This window comes from Deinococcus malanensis (assembly GCF_014647655.1).
GTDB lineage: Bacteria > Deinococcota > Deinococci > Deinococcales > Deinococcaceae > Deinococcus > Deinococcus malanensis.
This window is the reverse complement of the sequence record NZ_BMPP01000003.1, coordinates 182,658-197,171: the sequence shown is the minus strand read 5'-3', so window position 1 is coordinate 197,171 and position 14,514 is coordinate 182,658. Positions and strand designations below refer to the sequence as shown.

The following is a 14,514-nucleotide window of genomic DNA, read 5'->3' as shown; positions in this document are numbered from 1 at the left end:
GCTCATGGTGTCGGCCGCCCGGTATTCCAGACCCACCACATCAGCAGGGGCTGAAGAGGCAGCCGCGCCCAGGTCACCCAGGCCGGCGTACCGAATTTGTCGGGCGCCTGGGCCATATACAGGTTGGCCGGGTAGACCGCCACCAGCAGGGCCAGCAGCCCCCAGCGCGCCGCCGGACGGGTCCGCGGATGCAGCAGCCCCAGCCCGCCGGCCAGTTCGGCCGCGCCGCTCAGCAGGGTCGCGGCGCGCGGCGACATCGGCGTTGCGGGCGGCACGATGCGGTCGAAGAACTCCGGCCTGAGGAAATGCAGCACACCGGCACCGGCAAACAGGGCCGCCAGCAGTGCCGTTGAGAGGTCGAAGCGGGCACGCGGACTCATGGGCGCATTCTGCCGTGTGCCGGCACAGGGAGCTCAGGGGCCGCTTCGGTCCGTCCGAAGCCACTCAGCCGGGTGAGCCAGCGGACCGCGAGCGTGACCTCGTCCGGTCGGGCGCCGAGTCCCGTCACGCGGAGCAGGTAGCCGGCCGGAGGCCGCTCAGGGTCTGCGCTGCTCAGGTCGGCGTCGAGCGCTTGCAGTACTGCCGCCAGTTGCGAGGGCAGCTCAGAGGTCAGACAGGGCGTTCCGAACCGGAGGAAAGCTTCCGGACCGGGCCCGGCCCGCACCACGACCCGGATGGCCACCGGCACCAGCGGCACCCGGGCAATCTGCGCCAGCCACCCGGCGCCGGGCTGAAGGGCCTGCAGGGGACCGGCCGCCTGGATCGCTCCTTCGGGGAACACGCCGATCCAGTACCCGGCCCCCGCGTCACGTGCCAGAGAGCGCAACTGGCCAGGGGGGCGCGCCCCGATCAGCTGCAGAAAGGGAAAGCGGTCCAGCTGCCGCGACGTCATCATCACCCGCAGCGGCTGCCCTGCCTGCCAGGCCAGCTCCGCCAGCAGGTAGCCGTCCCAAAAGGAATGGTGATTGGGGGCCAGCACGGCGCCGCCTTCAGGGGGGCCGCCACGCACCCAGACACCCGCGAGCCCCCGGCGAACCTGGGTCCGGATCGTGCGGCGCAGCATCGGCGCGATCCACCAGCGGTTCACACGGCCCTCCGGGTCTGGCTCAGGACCAGAGCCATGGCCACCAGGGTGACACCCGCCGCCACCGGTTGGCCGAACAGCAGCAGGCCGCCGGGAAGGAACAGCAGTTCGGCCAGGTACACCTGCCCCGGATGCAGCCCGGAGGTGGGCCGCCGCAGGTCCGGGGCCAGCCGGACGAACGCCCAGCTCAGGGCCGTCCCTATTCCCCACCAGCCGATAAAATTCAGCAGCGGCGCCCCGCTCCACAGCGGGTGGGGGTCCTGCCAAGTCCAGTACCCCTGGGACGTCATCAGGGGCTCGAGCCCCAGGTCCCAGGCGACCAGCAGCAGGCCCGCCAGCCAGGCCCGGCCCCCGGACAGCAGCGTGGCCACCAGGGTCATGGCAAACCAGCCCAGCGGCACGATCAGGGGCACTCCCAGCAGGGTTGGTGCAGGAGCACCCTCGTAGCTGTACTGCCCGAACGGCAGCCCGGTCTGACTCCCGATCCACTCGACCAGCCAGCCGGTCCCGCTGCCCAGCAGCAGCAGGGAAACGGCGCGGCCCCACCCCACCCGGTCAGCGGCGTACGACAGCGCAGCCAGGCACAGGAAGCCGGTGCTCAGGGTGCCGAGCAGCGGGAAGCCGCCCGGCCACAGGGGCACCGGAATTTTCAGCAGCAGGTACAGCGCCGCGAAGCCCAGCCAGGGACGCAGGTATGGGCGGGCCCGGCCAAGCCGCTCCAGGGCTGCCGGATGCAGGAACAGCATCAGCCCCGTGACCACCAGCAGGTTCGTTACCAGGAAAAACAGCATCTCCTCGAAGGGGAGCCGTCCCAGATTCAGGCCAACCGTGTAGCGCGGCGAAATCTGCCAGATGCCGTTCGAGATCGCGTAGGCATCGGTCAGCCACAGATAGGTGGTGGGAAGCAGCGTGGCAGTCCAGAACAGCCGCGCGCGGCCCAGCAGCAGGTCTCCTCCAAAGGCCCACTGCCCCGCGAGCACCGGCATGGCCCAGGCCAGGATCAGGCCCAGGTACAGCGTGCGCTCCTGACGCAGACACAGGGCGCCGACAAAAGCCAGCCCCAGCAGCAGCGCGGCGCCGCCCCAGCGGACCAGCTCCGGACGGGCCGCGACCCGCGCCGGCCCCCCCCGGCGCATGAGCAGCAGCAGCAGCAGCCCGGAGATCAGGGTCTGAAGGATAAAAAACGCGTACTCCTCGTAGGGTACGTAGCCCAACCGGCCCAGCACGCGCTCGGGTGGGTAGGACCAGACCTCGCGGAAAACCAGATAGTTGTCCCAGGGCGTGGTGTAGACCGTGGCCACCAGCGGCAGGGCCCAGAACCAGCTCCAGCTCCAGCGGTCATCCGGGTTATACGGTCCGGCCAGCGGGCCACGCCGGCGGGCGGTGAGGGCAGCCAGCACCAGCAGCACCGGCAGGATAAAAACCAGGTGGTACTGCAGGTAGCTCACGAAGGCCACCTGACCAGCGCATGCAGAGGCATGTCAGGGTTCACTGCCACCGCCGCCGGGTCAGGTCGCTGAGCAGCACGCGGGCCGCGGTGCGACCGGAAGCGCCCATGATGCCCCCGCCGGGATGGGTACTGGCGCCAGTCAGGTACAGGCCCCTGACGCCGGGCCAGCGGTACCCGCTGGCCTGCATCCATGGCCGGAAGGCGAACATCTGGTCGAAGCTCATTTCCAGGTGCATCACGTTGCCGCGGTGCAACCCGAGGTGCTGATCTAGCCAGGCGGGCGTCTGGACCAGTTCACCTACTATCTGGTCGCGGGTGCCCGGGGCGTAATGTTCGAAGGCGTTCAGGATACTGTCGCGGGCCTCAGCAGTGCGGGTCTCCCAGCTTCCGGACGCCAGCTCGAAGGGGTAGTACTGAGCCCACAGCCACAGCACCTCGCCTCCGGGTGGAGCCAGCGAATCATCCACGGCGCTGAACGTCATGGCCACCAGTGGAGGATCGGTGGTCGGCTCCCCGGCCAGGTACTCCCCGTAGCCTTTCATCAGCTGGCGTTCGTTTTTGATCAGCAGGCCAAGACCGATCCGGCTTTCGGGTTCGGTGTGCTGGCGATAGCGGACCTTGCCACTGAGAGCCAGCCGCAGAATCATGCCGAATCCATTGCCCACCCGCACGTCCCGTGCGGCAGCCGGCACATGTTCCGGTGACAGGGCCCCGGCGGTGGTCAGGATGTGCGACCCGGCCACTACCGCGCGGGCCGTGTAGGTTTCTCCGTTGACCAGACGGACGCCCTGGGCCCGGCCGCCCTTGACCAGAATGTCCTGCACGGGTGCGTTCAGGAAGATCTGGCCGCCGTGGGCTTCGGTGGCGCGTGCCAGGGCCCGTGTCAGACCGCCGCTGCCGCCCTTGGGGCGCGCCACTCCGCCCTCGTGGTACAGCGGATGCCACAGCAGAAAGGGAGCGCTGAGCGGATCGGTCGGTGGTGGACCGCTCTGGGCCGCCATCCAGGTCAGGGGCGCACGCACCCGTTCCTCTGAAAAATATTCACGGGCGACCTCACCGTAGGGGCGCAGGATGCGGCTGAGCTGCCGTGCGCTGTCCTGCCCACGGCCGCTGCCCAGCGCCATGCGGCCAAGTTCCAGCGGCCCCGGCGCACTGTTGAACAGTTCAGCGACACTGCGCGCAAAGGGAGTCCACTCGTCGAGAAAGCGTGAGTATGCCTCTCCCTGGCCAGGAAATAAACTTTCAAGGTCGTGCGCCGTGCGTTCGCGGTCGCGCCAGATAAACCAGGGTGTCTCTCCATCGGAACAGTGAAACAGAGGGTCGAGATCCAGATAATGCAGACCGTAGCGGGAGAGTTCGAGTTCCTGAACAACAGGTGTCATTCGGATCAGGATGTGGGCGCTGCCCCCGTAATCGAAACGGTATCCGGAGACGATTTCCTCGGTGCTGACGGCGCCGCCGACCAGATGCCGGCGTTCGAACACGCCAACCCGCAGACCCGCACGGGCTGCATAGGCGGCCGTGACCAGAGCATTGTGACCTGCTCCCATCACGATCACATCAAAATCAGTCATGTTGAGGCAGTTTGACATGTGACCCTTGCCAGACTGTCCTTCACACGCGCAGATGAGGTGTCGGCAGTCGCATTCGAGGTCGCCGAAAGTGACCTCAGAACGCGCAGCAGCCACAAAAGCAGTTTATTGTAAGCAAGAGAACTAAACAGTCTAGCGGAGTCAGGAGACGTTCGCCGGGGGCATCCCACAGTGTTAAGGGACCTTCACCAGACTCTCTGACCACCGTTCACAGAGATGATTCTTCCGCCAAAAATAAGGTGGCGGTCATGACATATATTTGGGCTCCAGACCCGTCGGGGACGTACTTTGCTGTCGCCTGACGTACTCTATTGCTTTTAACTTTCAACAAGTTCTTTTGAACTGGGAGGAGCCACTGTGTCTAAGCCCCTTACACTTCCTACTCCTGCCCTGATCGTGCTGTCTCACCTGCGCTGGCATTTCGTCTACCAGCGTCCTCAGCACCTGATGACCCGGGCAGCCAGAGACCGTCGTGTGTATTACGTCGAAGAACCGATGTTTGGCGAGTATGCCAACCAGCTTGAACTGGAACGCACCGACAGTGGGGTGACCGTCTGCACGCCTCATCTGCAGGCTGGGCTGACACCAGCCGAGGCGCAGGGCATCACGGCCCGGCTGCTGGAAGGCCTGGTAAACGACGAGAACCTCACCGAATATGACCTGTGGGTGTATTCCCCGATGGAACTGCCTGTCGCTTCCCACTTGAGCCCCCGTATCACGGTCTACGACTGTATGGACGAATTGGCCAATTTTAAAGGCGCGTCGTCCGAGCTGCGACGCCGTGAAGCGTCGCTGTTCCAGCAGGCAGATGTGGTCTTTACCGGCGGACACCGGCTGTACGAGGCCAAGTGCCTGCAGCACAGCAACGTGTTCCCGTTTCCGTCCAGTGTGGATGTGGGCCACTTTGCCCAGGCCCGCACGGATCTGGCCGATCCGGCTGACCAGGCGGCCCTGGCGCGTCCGCGTCTCGGGTTCTACGGTGTGATCGACGAGCGCTTTGACATCGACCTGATCGGGGAGGTGGCCCGCCGACGCCCCGAGTGGCACTTCGTGCTGCTGGGCCCGGTGGTCAAGATCGACGAGGCCGAGCTTCCCCGCGGCGAGAACCTGCACTACCTGGGTCAGAAGAAATACGCGGACCTGCCGGCCTATCTGGCCCACTGGGACGTGGCGTTGCTGCCCTTTTCCCTGAACGCGTCGACCGAGTTCATCAGCCCGACCAAGACGCCGGAATATCTGGCGGCCGGGGTTCCGGTCGTGTCTACCAGCATTCGCGACGTGATCCGTCCCTACGGTGACGGCGACATGGTGCGCGTGGCTGACGGAGCCGATGCTTTCGAGGCTGCCTGCGCCGCAGCACTCGCGGAAGCGGGAACACTGGCCGCGACGCGCCGGCAGGAGCGCGCCGACGCCTATCTGGCCCAGCTGTCCTGGGACCTGACTTGGCAGGGCATGCGCGACGAGCTTGAAGCCGCCGCCATCCTGCAGACGGCTGTACCGCTGCCCTCCGCTGCCGGAGCCGGTTATTTCGAGGGCGCCGATGACTGAACCCCGGGAGATGCAGGCCCGGAACAACGGGAAAACCTTCGATTATCTCATTGTGGGCGCCGGCTTTGCCGGAAGTGTCCTGGCGGAGCGGCTGGCAAACACCGGACGCCGGGTGCTGGTGGTGGACCGCCGCCCCCATATCGGCGGCAACGCTTACGACTGTTACGACGACGCCGGTGTGCTGATCCATCCGTATGGACCGCATATTTTCCATACCAATTCAAAGGACGTCTTCGAGTACCTGTCGCAGTTCACCGAATGGCGGCCCTACCAGCACCGGGTGCTGGCAAATGTCGATGGTCAGCTGCTGCCGATCCCGATCAATCTGGATACGGTCAACAAGCTGTACGGGCTGAACCTGACGGCCTTTCAGGTCGAGGAATTCTTTGCCTCGGTGGCGGAAAAGGTCGAAGCGGTCCGCACCAGCGAGGATGTCGTGGTCAGCAAGGTAGGCCGCGACCTGTACAACAAGTTTTTCCGAGGCTATACCCGCAAGCAGTGGGGCCTGGACCCCAGTGAACTGGATGCAAGTGTCACGGCGCGCGTGCCCACCCGTACCAACCGCGACGACAGGTATTTTGCCGACACCTTTCAGGCCATGCCGCTGCACGGTTACACCCGCATGTTTCAGAACATGCTCTCGAGCCCGAACATATCCGTGATGCTGAACACCGATTACCGGCAGATCGTGGATTTTATTCCACATAGTCACCTGATTTACACCGGTCCGGTCGACGCCTTCTTCGGGTTCTGTTATGGCAAGCTGCCTTACCGCAGCCTGGAGTTCCGGCATGAAACCCATGATGTGGATCAGCTGCTTCCAGTCGGAACCGTGAATTATCCCAACGATTACGGTTACACGCGCGTCAGCGAGTTCAAGCACATCACTGGCCAGCGGCACCACCAGACCAGCGTGGTCTATGAATACCCACAGGCCGAAGGCGATCCGTACTATCCGGTACCGCGTCCCGAAAATGCTGAACTGTACAAACGCTACGAAGCGCTGGCGCAGGAACGCAATGACGTGACGTTTGTGGGCCGCCTGGCGACCTACCGGTACTACAACATGGATCAGGTCGTGGCCCAGTCGCTGGCCACCTTCCGCAAGCTGCAGGGCGAGAAGGAGTAGGCATCTTGCAGGAAACCCGGGTCAACTCCTGGAGCGAGTTGCTGGATGTCCTGCACGGCGAATCCTGGAATCCTGCACTAAGGCGCTTCCGGTCTCCATATGTCTTTCGTGGTCAGGGGTATGATGCGCCCCTGACCACATCCTTGCAGCGGCTCGCCGGCAACACCCGTGACATCGAGCGGCATCTGGTCCGCGCCTTCCGCAAATATGCCGAGGCAAACGTGCAGACCCGCGACCTGTTGTGGTACTGGCTTTCGCTCGGCCAGCACCACGGGTTGCCGACCCGGTTGCTGGACTGGACCTATTCTCCGCTCGTGGCCCTGCATTTCGCGACCGCCCAGGAAGAGCGCTTCGACGAGGATGGGGTGATCTGGATGCTGAACGCCGCCCAGACCAACGAGGCCCTGCCGCCAGCGCTTTCGGAGCTGCTGCACCGGGAGGGCGCCAGTGTGTTTACCGTGGACATGCTGGAACTGCTGGGCAGCCAGGGCCGTGAGGCGCTGGCCTTTGACGCAGAGATGACCTGGCTCGACCGTATGGAGGCCGAGGCGGGGCATCCGTTTCTGCTGTTTCTGGAGCCTCCCTCGCTGGATCAGCGGATCGTGCAGCAGTCGGCGCTGTTCTCACTACTGAGCGATCCGGAAATCACCCTCCACGACTGGCTCGGGCGGCACGAGCACGCGGCGCGGCGGGTCATTCTTCCAGCGGAATTGAAATGGGAGGTCCGAGATAAGCTTGACGGCGCGAACATTACCGAACGCACGCTGTTTCCGGACCTCAGCGGCCTCAGCCAGTGGCTGCGGCGCTATTACCGCCTGCGGCAGAACGGCGTTCCTGGTCCTGAGGAGAAGCCTGCGCCCGAAACCGACCGCCGTCAGCAACGCTAGAATCATTCCAAGGCGCTTCGCAGACGGCAGGTGCAGTGTGTCGGGAAATTTGTATGCGGCCAGGGAGCGGAACCCGGTCAACGCCGTCGGGAGCCGCTCAAAGGTGCGCTCCGGCTATCGATAGCGGTCGCCCCGGCAGGATGGGTACGCCCGTGGTTCCCGGCATTGTGGCCGGGCGCAGCCCAGGCATCCGGAATTCCGGGGTGGCCTCCCGACCTTTCTGCGTGAACCATGGCCTCTTCTGAACCCCAACACGATGACGCGTCAGGCCATCACCGAAACGCGGGTCGTCAAGCACGTCAGACGGTCATGAAAGCCGCCATACACTGAGGCATGAATCCGACTAAAGAACCTGTTGTCGACAGCCTTGCGGTGTGGTCGGCACTGCAGAATCTGAAGTTGTCCTGGAATGAGCCAGCTGGCCGTGTCTTCTCTTTGACGCCAGAAGTTCAATTGGTTGCGGTTGCCTTGTCTCCTGGGTCCAATTTCTACCTGGGTCAACTCTACGCATCGGAAGAATTTTTCGATCTTATAAATGGGGCGGGCGACTACACGGAAGAAGAACTCAGCGATTCCGACAGGGTCATGGGCCGAAGGTATGGGTACGCAGAAGAGTTGATCAAAGGTTGGCAGAATGAAGCTGCCCGGAGCCTGGGTGAGCCATTTTCCACCACAGGCTCACCGCTGTACCGCGTCACTTGGCATCTTCCGCACCTGGGCACTTCAATGGAAATCCATCAGGAAGACAAAGAGTTGTGCATCGAGGTGCGCCTGATCCTTACCCCACCTGACATCCGTACTATTCCATGGAATTATTAAAAGGCTACCCCATAACAATTCGAGAAAGCCGCTGCAGTGCAGAGCTTGGCCTGGGCGAACAGAAGCAAGACTTCAGTCTCCGCTGCCATGCGCCTACAACGCAGGCGGGACCAGCCTAAATTAATTCAGACGGCCTCATACTGCCCTCTTCCAAATCGACCCGCCACGGTTCCACGGTTCTGAATTTTCCTTAACCGCCTCTGGCACGGCATGCACGCCATTTCTATACAATATCCACCAAAAGAATGCATGTGCTGGAGGCAGCTCGAAACAGTTCGGGTCTAACAATGCCCTCACTAGTGTTCAGATGAGTCTGTTTGTCCTGTTATGGATCGGGCAGGCACTGAGTGGCTGGGCGGTACACAACCAGGACATGGAAGAACTGAAGCAACGGGCCCTGACCTTTGGCCAGTACCTGCTCCCAGCACACTTCTGGTCAGCGACCACCGAAAACTGGGAAGGCGAATTTCTTCTTATGGCGGCGTTCATGGTCATGACGGTGTATCTCAAGCAGCGTGGAACTGCGGAGTCCAACCCTTATCCCGAAGAGGAAACGGAAGAGCAGCGCCAGCGGGCCAGGCGCGACATCGCCGTGCGTGGTTTCTGGAAGCGGAAGACGCTGACCATCGTGTTGCTGGGGCTATTTTTAACATCTCTGCTGGTGCATCTGAACAATTCCATGCGCGGCTTCAACCATGAGCGCCTTGCGCGAGGTCAGGATCCACTCTTGCTGGGCGAATTTCTCAGGGAACCCCAGTTTTATTTCGAATCTGCACAGAACTGGCAGAGCGAGTTTCTGGCGGTGGCGGCCATCATGGTGCTGACCATTTTTCTGCGGCAGGTAGGCTCATCGCAGTCCAAAGCCCTGGAAGATCCTGACGTGAAACCCAGCGACGGATAGTTGGCCCCGCGCCAGGCCGACTCAGATTCATTGACTTGGCGGTTGAGTCGGAAAAGAAACTCCGCAGGTGGAGAGGAACTGAGCTGAGACTCAGTGCGCGCTTCCGGAAGTCCACACGAACACTTTGTAGGACAGCAAATGTACATGGAAATGCTGTGCCCGACGGGGCGAGACGTCCTTGGCCGCGCGGCGTGCGCACCATGACTCACAGATGGCCGCGGGTTGAGGAGTTTCAGAGCAGGTCTGATGATGTCCTGCTCTGCCCGCAGAAGCCGACCAAAGACGAGCCACCACAAAGAAGAGAAACCACCATGCTGCCGCCTTCCCTGAAATCGCCCGGAAAATGCCGTGGCCTCCATTGCCTCCCTGTGGCTGCTGCCTTGTTTACCCCGCCTTAAGCCAAATCAAGAGCAGCCCAGGTTTTCCCGCTGAGCAACTTTGCGAAACCCGTGTTTACGATGTCTCACACGGCTCTAGCTTCTGTTAATGCCTGATCAGGAACCAACAGGGCACCGAACTGGAGACCCGCTATGACCGATTCCACACCTTCCCAGAACCCCCCACGTCCCATGCGAGTGACCGAACGGCAGGTATACCGCGGACCGAACGTCTATGGTTACGAGCCGATGATCCGCTTTCAGGTGGACCTGGGCGCTCTGGAAGAGTTTCCGACCAGCGCTCTGCCGGGCTTCAATGAGGCCCTGATCGCCCTGCTACCCACCCTGCACAACCACGGCTGCTCCTATAAGGAACCCGGTGGGCTGATCCGCCGGATGCAGGAGGGGACCTGGCTTGGACATGTCATCGAGCATGTCGCCCTGGACCTGCAGTCGCTTGTCGGACGGCGTGTCACCTACGGCAAGACCCGGTCGGTCAAGGGTCAGCCGGGGGTCTACAACGTGCTTTACGCCTACCAGGAGGAACGGCTCGGTATGGCCGCCGGGGCTGTGGCCCTGCGGCTGGTGGACAGCCTGCTGCCTGACCATCTGCGCGGAGTTCAGGGGGTGGAGCTGCTGCTTCCTGCCGGCGAAGAGCCGTTCACACCGGGCTCGCCGTTCAACTTTGAAGCCGAGGTCAGCGCCCTGCGCCGGCTGGCCAAACGCTACACGCTGGGGCCCACCACCCAGTCCCTGGTGACCGAGGCCGAGCGGCGTGGGATTCCCTACCTGCGCCTGGATGACAACAGCCTGGTCCAGCTGGGGTACGGCCGGTACCAGCAGCTGGTCCGGGCCAGTATTACCGGGCAGACCGCCCACATCGCCACCATGACGGCCAGCGACAAGGCACTGACCAAAACCCTGCTGGACCGCGCCGGGCTTCCGGTTCCTCGCGGAGCGGTGGTCCGCACGGCAGAGGATGCGGTGGCCGCGGCGCGCCGACTCAGTGGACCGGTGGTCACCAAGCCGCTGGACGGCAACCATGGGCGGGGCGTCTCGCTGCTGCTGACAGAAGACGAGCAGGTCCGCAGGGGCTTCGAGGAAGCCCGGCAGCACAGCCGTGACGTGGTCGTCGAGCAGCACTTCCAGGGCAACGATCACCGGGTGCTGGTCATCAACGGCGAGGTCGTGGCCGTGGCTGAGCGGGTCCCGGCCCATGTGGTGGGGGACGGTATACGCAGCATCGAGGCCTTGGTCGAGGAGGTCAATCAGGATCCCCGCCGTGGTGAGGGGCACGAGAACGTCATGACCCGCATCCGCATTGATGATCACGTGCTGGGACTGCTGGCCAAAGCAGGCTGGACCCTGCAGAGCGTGCCGCCGCTGGGCCAGACGGTTTTCCTGCGCGACACCGCCAACCTGTCCACCGGCGGTACGGCGGTCGACCGCACCGACGTGATTCACCCGGATAACCTCACCGTGGCGCGCCGGGCGGCCAAGGTGATCGGCCTGGACGTCGCCGGGATCGACCTGATCAGCCCCGACATCTCGCGCTCGGTGCATGAGACCGGCGGCGGCATCGTGGAGGTCAACGCGGCCCCCGGGTTCCGTATGCACCTGCAGCCATCGGAAGGCACGCCGCGCAATGTAGCCGCCCCGGTGCTGGACATGCTGTTTCCACCGGGAGTGCCGTGCCGCATGCCGATCATTTCCATTACCGGCACCAACGGGAAAAGCACCACCTCGCGCATGGTGGCGCACATCCTGCAACAGAGCGGGAAGGTTGTGGGCCTGACCACCTCCAACGGCATTTACATTAACGGCGAACAGGTCGTCAGTGGAGATACCACCGGCCCCAAGAGTGCCAAGGTGGTCCTGAGTGACCCCGCCGTGGAAGTCGCCGTGCTGGAAACGGCCCGGGGCGGTCTGCTGCGCGAGGGGCTGGGCTTCGAGACCTGCGACGTGGGCGCGGTCCTGAACATCCAGCCGGACCATCTGGGTATCAAGGGCATCGAGACCATCGAGGACCTGGCGTGGGTCAAATCGCTGGTCATCGAGGTCGTATCTAAAAATGGCGCCAGCGTCCTGAACGCCGACGATCCCCTGACCCTGAAGATGCGACGCAAGGCGCGGGGCGAGATCATCCTGTTCTCGATGCGCGGCGGGAGCGACTATTCCCCCGAGTTGCAGGAACATATCGCCGGGGGCGGGACGGCGGTGGTCCGCGAACCGACCGTGCTGGGCGACGAACTGGTGCTGTACCAGGACCACCGGCGCCGCCCGATCATGCGGGCCCGCGACATTCCCGCCACCCTGGGCGGGTTCGCCCAGGTCAACGTGCAGAATGCGCTGGCCGCTGCCGCGATTGCGCTGGCCCGGCAGGTGCCCCTGCAGGTCATCCGCTCGGCCCTGAGCAGCTTCTCCACGTCGTTCGAACTGAGTCCCGGCCGCCTGAACCTGTACGACGGCCACCCGTTCCGGGTACTGCTGGACTACGCGCACAACCCGACGGGCATGGAATATCTGAGCGAGCTGATCGGTCACCTGCGTCCCCCCAAGGGCCGTGTGATCGGCGTGATGGGAGTGGCCGGAGACCGCCGTGACGAGGACATTCTGCGAATGGGTGAACTTGCTGCGCAGGCCTTTGATGAACTGATTATCCGCGAGGACGAGCTGCGGCGTGGCCGGCGCGTCGGGGAAGGGGCCCGCCTGATTACTGAGGGCGCCCTGAGCAGCGGTTTTGACCCGGCGCATGTGCAGACCATCCTGAAAGAGCCGGAGGCCGTAGACGCTGCCCTTCGCCTTGCGGCGCCGGGCGACCTGGTGGTGCTGCTGGCCACCGAGGTCGAGGACACCTGGCAGCAGATGCGTGACTTCGACAGCTCAGCTGCCCTGGCCGAGCCCGAGATGGCCTCCGCGGCCTGGGCGAAAGGATCCCATGACTGATACATCTTCGAAGAACCCGCACTGGGCCATCATGGTCCATGGTGGCGCGCATGAAGTGCCGTCTGAGCAGGAAGAAGCCGCCCGCGACGGCTGCCTGGAGGCCCTGCAGGCCGGCCGGGCTGTGCTGGAAGCCGGCGGAAACGCCGTTGACGCAGTTGAGGCCGCCGTCCGCGTTCTGGAGGACCGCCCGGTTTTCAATGCCGGATATGGATCAGCCCAGAATGCCGACGGTGGAGTCGAGACCCAGGCCTCGGTGATGGACGGGCAAACCCTGGATGTGGGCGCAGTGGCGGCCCTGGTGGGCGTGCGCAATCCGGTTACTGTGGCCGCGCACCTGCTGCGTGAAGAAGCGATCCTGCTGGTGGGCGACGGGGCACACCGGTTCGCCCGGGATATCGGCGCCGAGCTGTGCGACCCGGACGAGCTGATCGCTCCGGACGTCGCGAAGCAGACCTCCGATACGGTCGGGTGCGTGGCCCTGGACATCCGCGGCCATGTCGCTGCTGCCGTCTCCACCGGTGGTCTGGACGGGCAGTGGGTCGGGCGGGTTGGGGATTCTCCGCAGCCCGGATGCGGCTACTACGCAGAGGATCAGGTTGGCGCCGTGGCCCTGACGGGCGAGGGTGAGCGCATCGCCCGCCTGCGGAGTGCCGGACGCATCATGGACCGCCTGTCACGGAATACACCTGCAGAAGCCATCGAGGCGGTCATCCGTGAAATGGCTGCCCGGGTCGGCGGTGAGGCCGGCGGGATCGCCCTGACCGCGGACGGTCAGATGGGCTGGTGGCACAACAGCCCCCATATGCCAGTCGCTTTTCAGGCGGCCGGCGCCGATGGTCCGCAGGTTTATCTGACCAGACACGAGGAGGGAGCCCATGGAACAACCTCACACTGAGCGGGGCACGCTTCCGGGAAAAGGCACGCTGGTGATTATCGGTGGCCACGAGGACAAGCAGGATTCCCGTGAGATCCTGAAGGAGGTGGCCCGGCTGTCCGGAAAGGGCAAGCTGGTGATCGCCACTCTGGCCTCGCACACCCGCGAAGGCTATTTCGAGAGCTATCAGAAGGCGTTCGACGATCTGGAGACGGGCGAACTGGTCGAGCTGTACCTCGACGAGCGGTCCGACGCCAATAAGGCTGCGGCCCTGGACACGCTGCGCGGAGCCACCGGAGTGCTTTTTTCCGGCGGAGACCAGCTCAGGATCACCAGCCTGATGGCAGATACCCCGGTGGAGCACTGCCTGCGCGAGATCTACCAGGAAGGCGGCGTGGTCGCCGGCACCTCGGCCGGTGCATCGATGATGTGCGAGACCATGCTCGTCAAGGGCCGCAGCGAGGAAACCTACCGGGTGGGCGAACTGCAGATGGCGCCAGGGCTGGGGCTGATCCGGGGCGTGATCATTGATCAGCACTTCGCGGAGCGTGGCCGGATGGGACGCCTGCTGGGCGCCGTGGCCCAGAATCCCCGGGTCCTGGGCATCGGCATCGACGAGGACACGGCCATCCTGGTGCGCGGCGAGTCTTTCACGGTGCTGGGCAGCGGCGGCGTCTACGTGGCCGACGGCTCGGACATCACCCATTCCAACGTGGCCGAAGCACGTACCGGGGAGACCCTGTCGCTTCACGGGGTGCGCCTGCATGTGCTGGCGGCCGGAGACACCTTTGACCTTCAGGCGCGTGAGCCAGGACTTTATCGAGCTTAGGCCGGCACCGAACGGAACCCGTGACCTGGTAAGGGCAGTCTCCCCTGGTCAGCGCTTTCCTGACCCTGTCACCATCCT

12 protein-coding genes are annotated in these 14,514 nt (G+C 64.0%); 8 read left to right on the top strand and 4 right to left on the bottom strand.

All coding sequences use genetic code 11. The annotated features are described in order from the left end of the window. Window positions 1–2 precede the first annotated feature (2 nt). From IEY49_RS04910 to IEY49_RS04895, 4 genes are read right to left on the bottom strand one after another with little or no spacing between them, the layout of a single operon-like run. Window positions 3–380: a DoxX family protein gene (locus IEY49_RS04910; protein WP_189005105.1), complete on the bottom strand. Its 378-nt coding sequence runs from the start codon at window positions 378–380 to the stop codon at window positions 3–5. Further along, a complete protein-coding gene (locus tag IEY49_RS04905; protein WP_229780638.1) occupies window positions 377–1,087 on the bottom strand; it encodes a lysophospholipid acyltransferase family protein in 711 nt (236 codons plus the stop codon). Before IEY49_RS04905 ends, IEY49_RS04910 begins: the two co-directional genes overlap by 4 nt. After that, complete coding sequence (locus IEY49_RS21815; RefSeq protein WP_189005103.1) at window positions 1,084–2,532, bottom strand: carotenoid biosynthesis protein; 1,449 nt, start codon at window positions 2,530–2,532, stop codon at window positions 1,084–1,086. The genes IEY49_RS04905 and IEY49_RS21815 overlap by 4 nt, the downstream gene beginning before the upstream one ends. 40 nt (window positions 2,533–2,572) lie before the next feature. Then, window positions 2,573–4,108, bottom strand: a complete 1,536-nt coding sequence (locus tag IEY49_RS04895) for a phytoene desaturase family protein (RefSeq protein WP_189005101.1) — start codon at window positions 4,106–4,108, stop codon at window positions 2,573–2,575. A gap of 375 nt (window positions 4,109–4,483) precedes the next feature. On the opposite strand from IEY49_RS04895, the gene IEY49_RS04890 reads away from it, so the two are divergent. The 8 genes from IEY49_RS04890 to IEY49_RS04855 all read left to right on the top strand — a co-directional run bounded on the left by IEY49_RS04890 (window position 4,484) and on the right by IEY49_RS04855 (window position 14,436). After that, on the top strand, window positions 4,484–5,674 hold the full coding sequence (locus tag IEY49_RS04890; protein ID WP_189005100.1) for a glycosyltransferase family 1 protein: 1,191 nt from the start codon (window positions 4,484–4,486) through the stop codon (window positions 5,672–5,674). Continuing rightward, window positions 5,667–6,803, top strand: a complete 1,137-nt coding sequence (gene glf, locus IEY49_RS04885; protein ID WP_189005099.1) for a UDP-galactopyranose mutase — start codon at window positions 5,667–5,669, stop codon at window positions 6,801–6,803. Before IEY49_RS04890 ends, glf begins: the two co-directional genes overlap by 8 nt. 5 nt (window positions 6,804–6,808) lie before the next feature. Next, a complete protein-coding gene (locus tag IEY49_RS04880; protein ID WP_189005098.1) occupies window positions 6,809–7,690 on the top strand; it encodes an FRG domain-containing protein in 882 nt (293 codons plus the stop codon). Between the two features lie 333 nt (window positions 7,691–8,023). Beyond that, window positions 8,024–8,509, top strand: a complete 486-nt coding sequence (locus IEY49_RS04875) for a hypothetical protein (RefSeq protein WP_189005097.1) — start codon at window positions 8,024–8,026, stop codon at window positions 8,507–8,509. A 232-nt stretch (window positions 8,510–8,741) separates the two neighbouring features. After that, window positions 8,742–9,410: a DUF6766 family protein gene (locus IEY49_RS04870; protein WP_308424642.1), complete on the top strand. Its 669-nt coding sequence runs from the start codon at window positions 8,742–8,744 to the stop codon at window positions 9,408–9,410. A gap of 530 nt (window positions 9,411–9,940) precedes the next feature. Then, window positions 9,941–12,733, top strand: a complete 2,793-nt coding sequence (cphA, locus tag IEY49_RS04865; protein ID WP_229780637.1) for a cyanophycin synthetase — start codon at window positions 9,941–9,943, stop codon at window positions 12,731–12,733. Then, window positions 12,726–13,628: an isoaspartyl peptidase/L-asparaginase family protein gene (locus IEY49_RS04860; RefSeq protein ID WP_189005095.1), complete on the top strand. Its 903-nt coding sequence runs from the start codon at window positions 12,726–12,728 to the stop codon at window positions 13,626–13,628. Before cphA ends, IEY49_RS04860 begins: the two co-directional genes overlap by 8 nt. After that, a complete protein-coding gene (locus IEY49_RS04855) occupies window positions 13,609–14,436 on the top strand; it encodes a cyanophycinase (RefSeq protein WP_189005094.1) in 828 nt (275 codons plus the stop codon). Before IEY49_RS04860 ends, IEY49_RS04855 begins: the two co-directional genes overlap by 20 nt. The last annotated feature ends 78 nt before the right edge of the window (window positions 14,437–14,514 follow it).

Excerpts from the sequence above, each read along its gene's own strand:
- IEY49_RS04875 (WP_189005097.1), top strand. The coding sequence starts at position 8,024 with ATGAATCCGACTAAAGAACCTGTTGTCGACAGCCTTGCGGTGTGGTCG.
- cphA (WP_229780637.1), top strand. The coding sequence starts at position 9,941 with ATGACCGATTCCACACCTTCCCAGAACCCCCCACGTCCCATGCGAGTG.
- glf (WP_189005099.1), top strand. The coding sequence starts at position 5,667 with ATGACTGAACCCCGGGAGATGCAGGCCCGGAACAACGGGAAAACCTTC.
- IEY49_RS04860 (WP_189005095.1), top strand. The coding sequence starts at position 12,726 with ATGACTGATACATCTTCGAAGAACCCGCACTGGGCCATCATGGTCCAT.
- IEY49_RS04855 (WP_189005094.1), top strand. The coding sequence starts at position 13,609 with ATGGAACAACCTCACACTGAGCGGGGCACGCTTCCGGGAAAAGGCACG.
- IEY49_RS04895 (WP_189005101.1), bottom strand. The coding sequence starts at position 4,108 with ATGACTGATTTTGATGTGATCGTGATGGGAGCAGGTCACAATGCTCTG.
- IEY49_RS04910 (WP_189005105.1), bottom strand. The coding sequence starts at position 380 with ATGAGTCCGCGTGCCCGCTTCGACCTCTCAACGGCACTGCTGGCGGCC.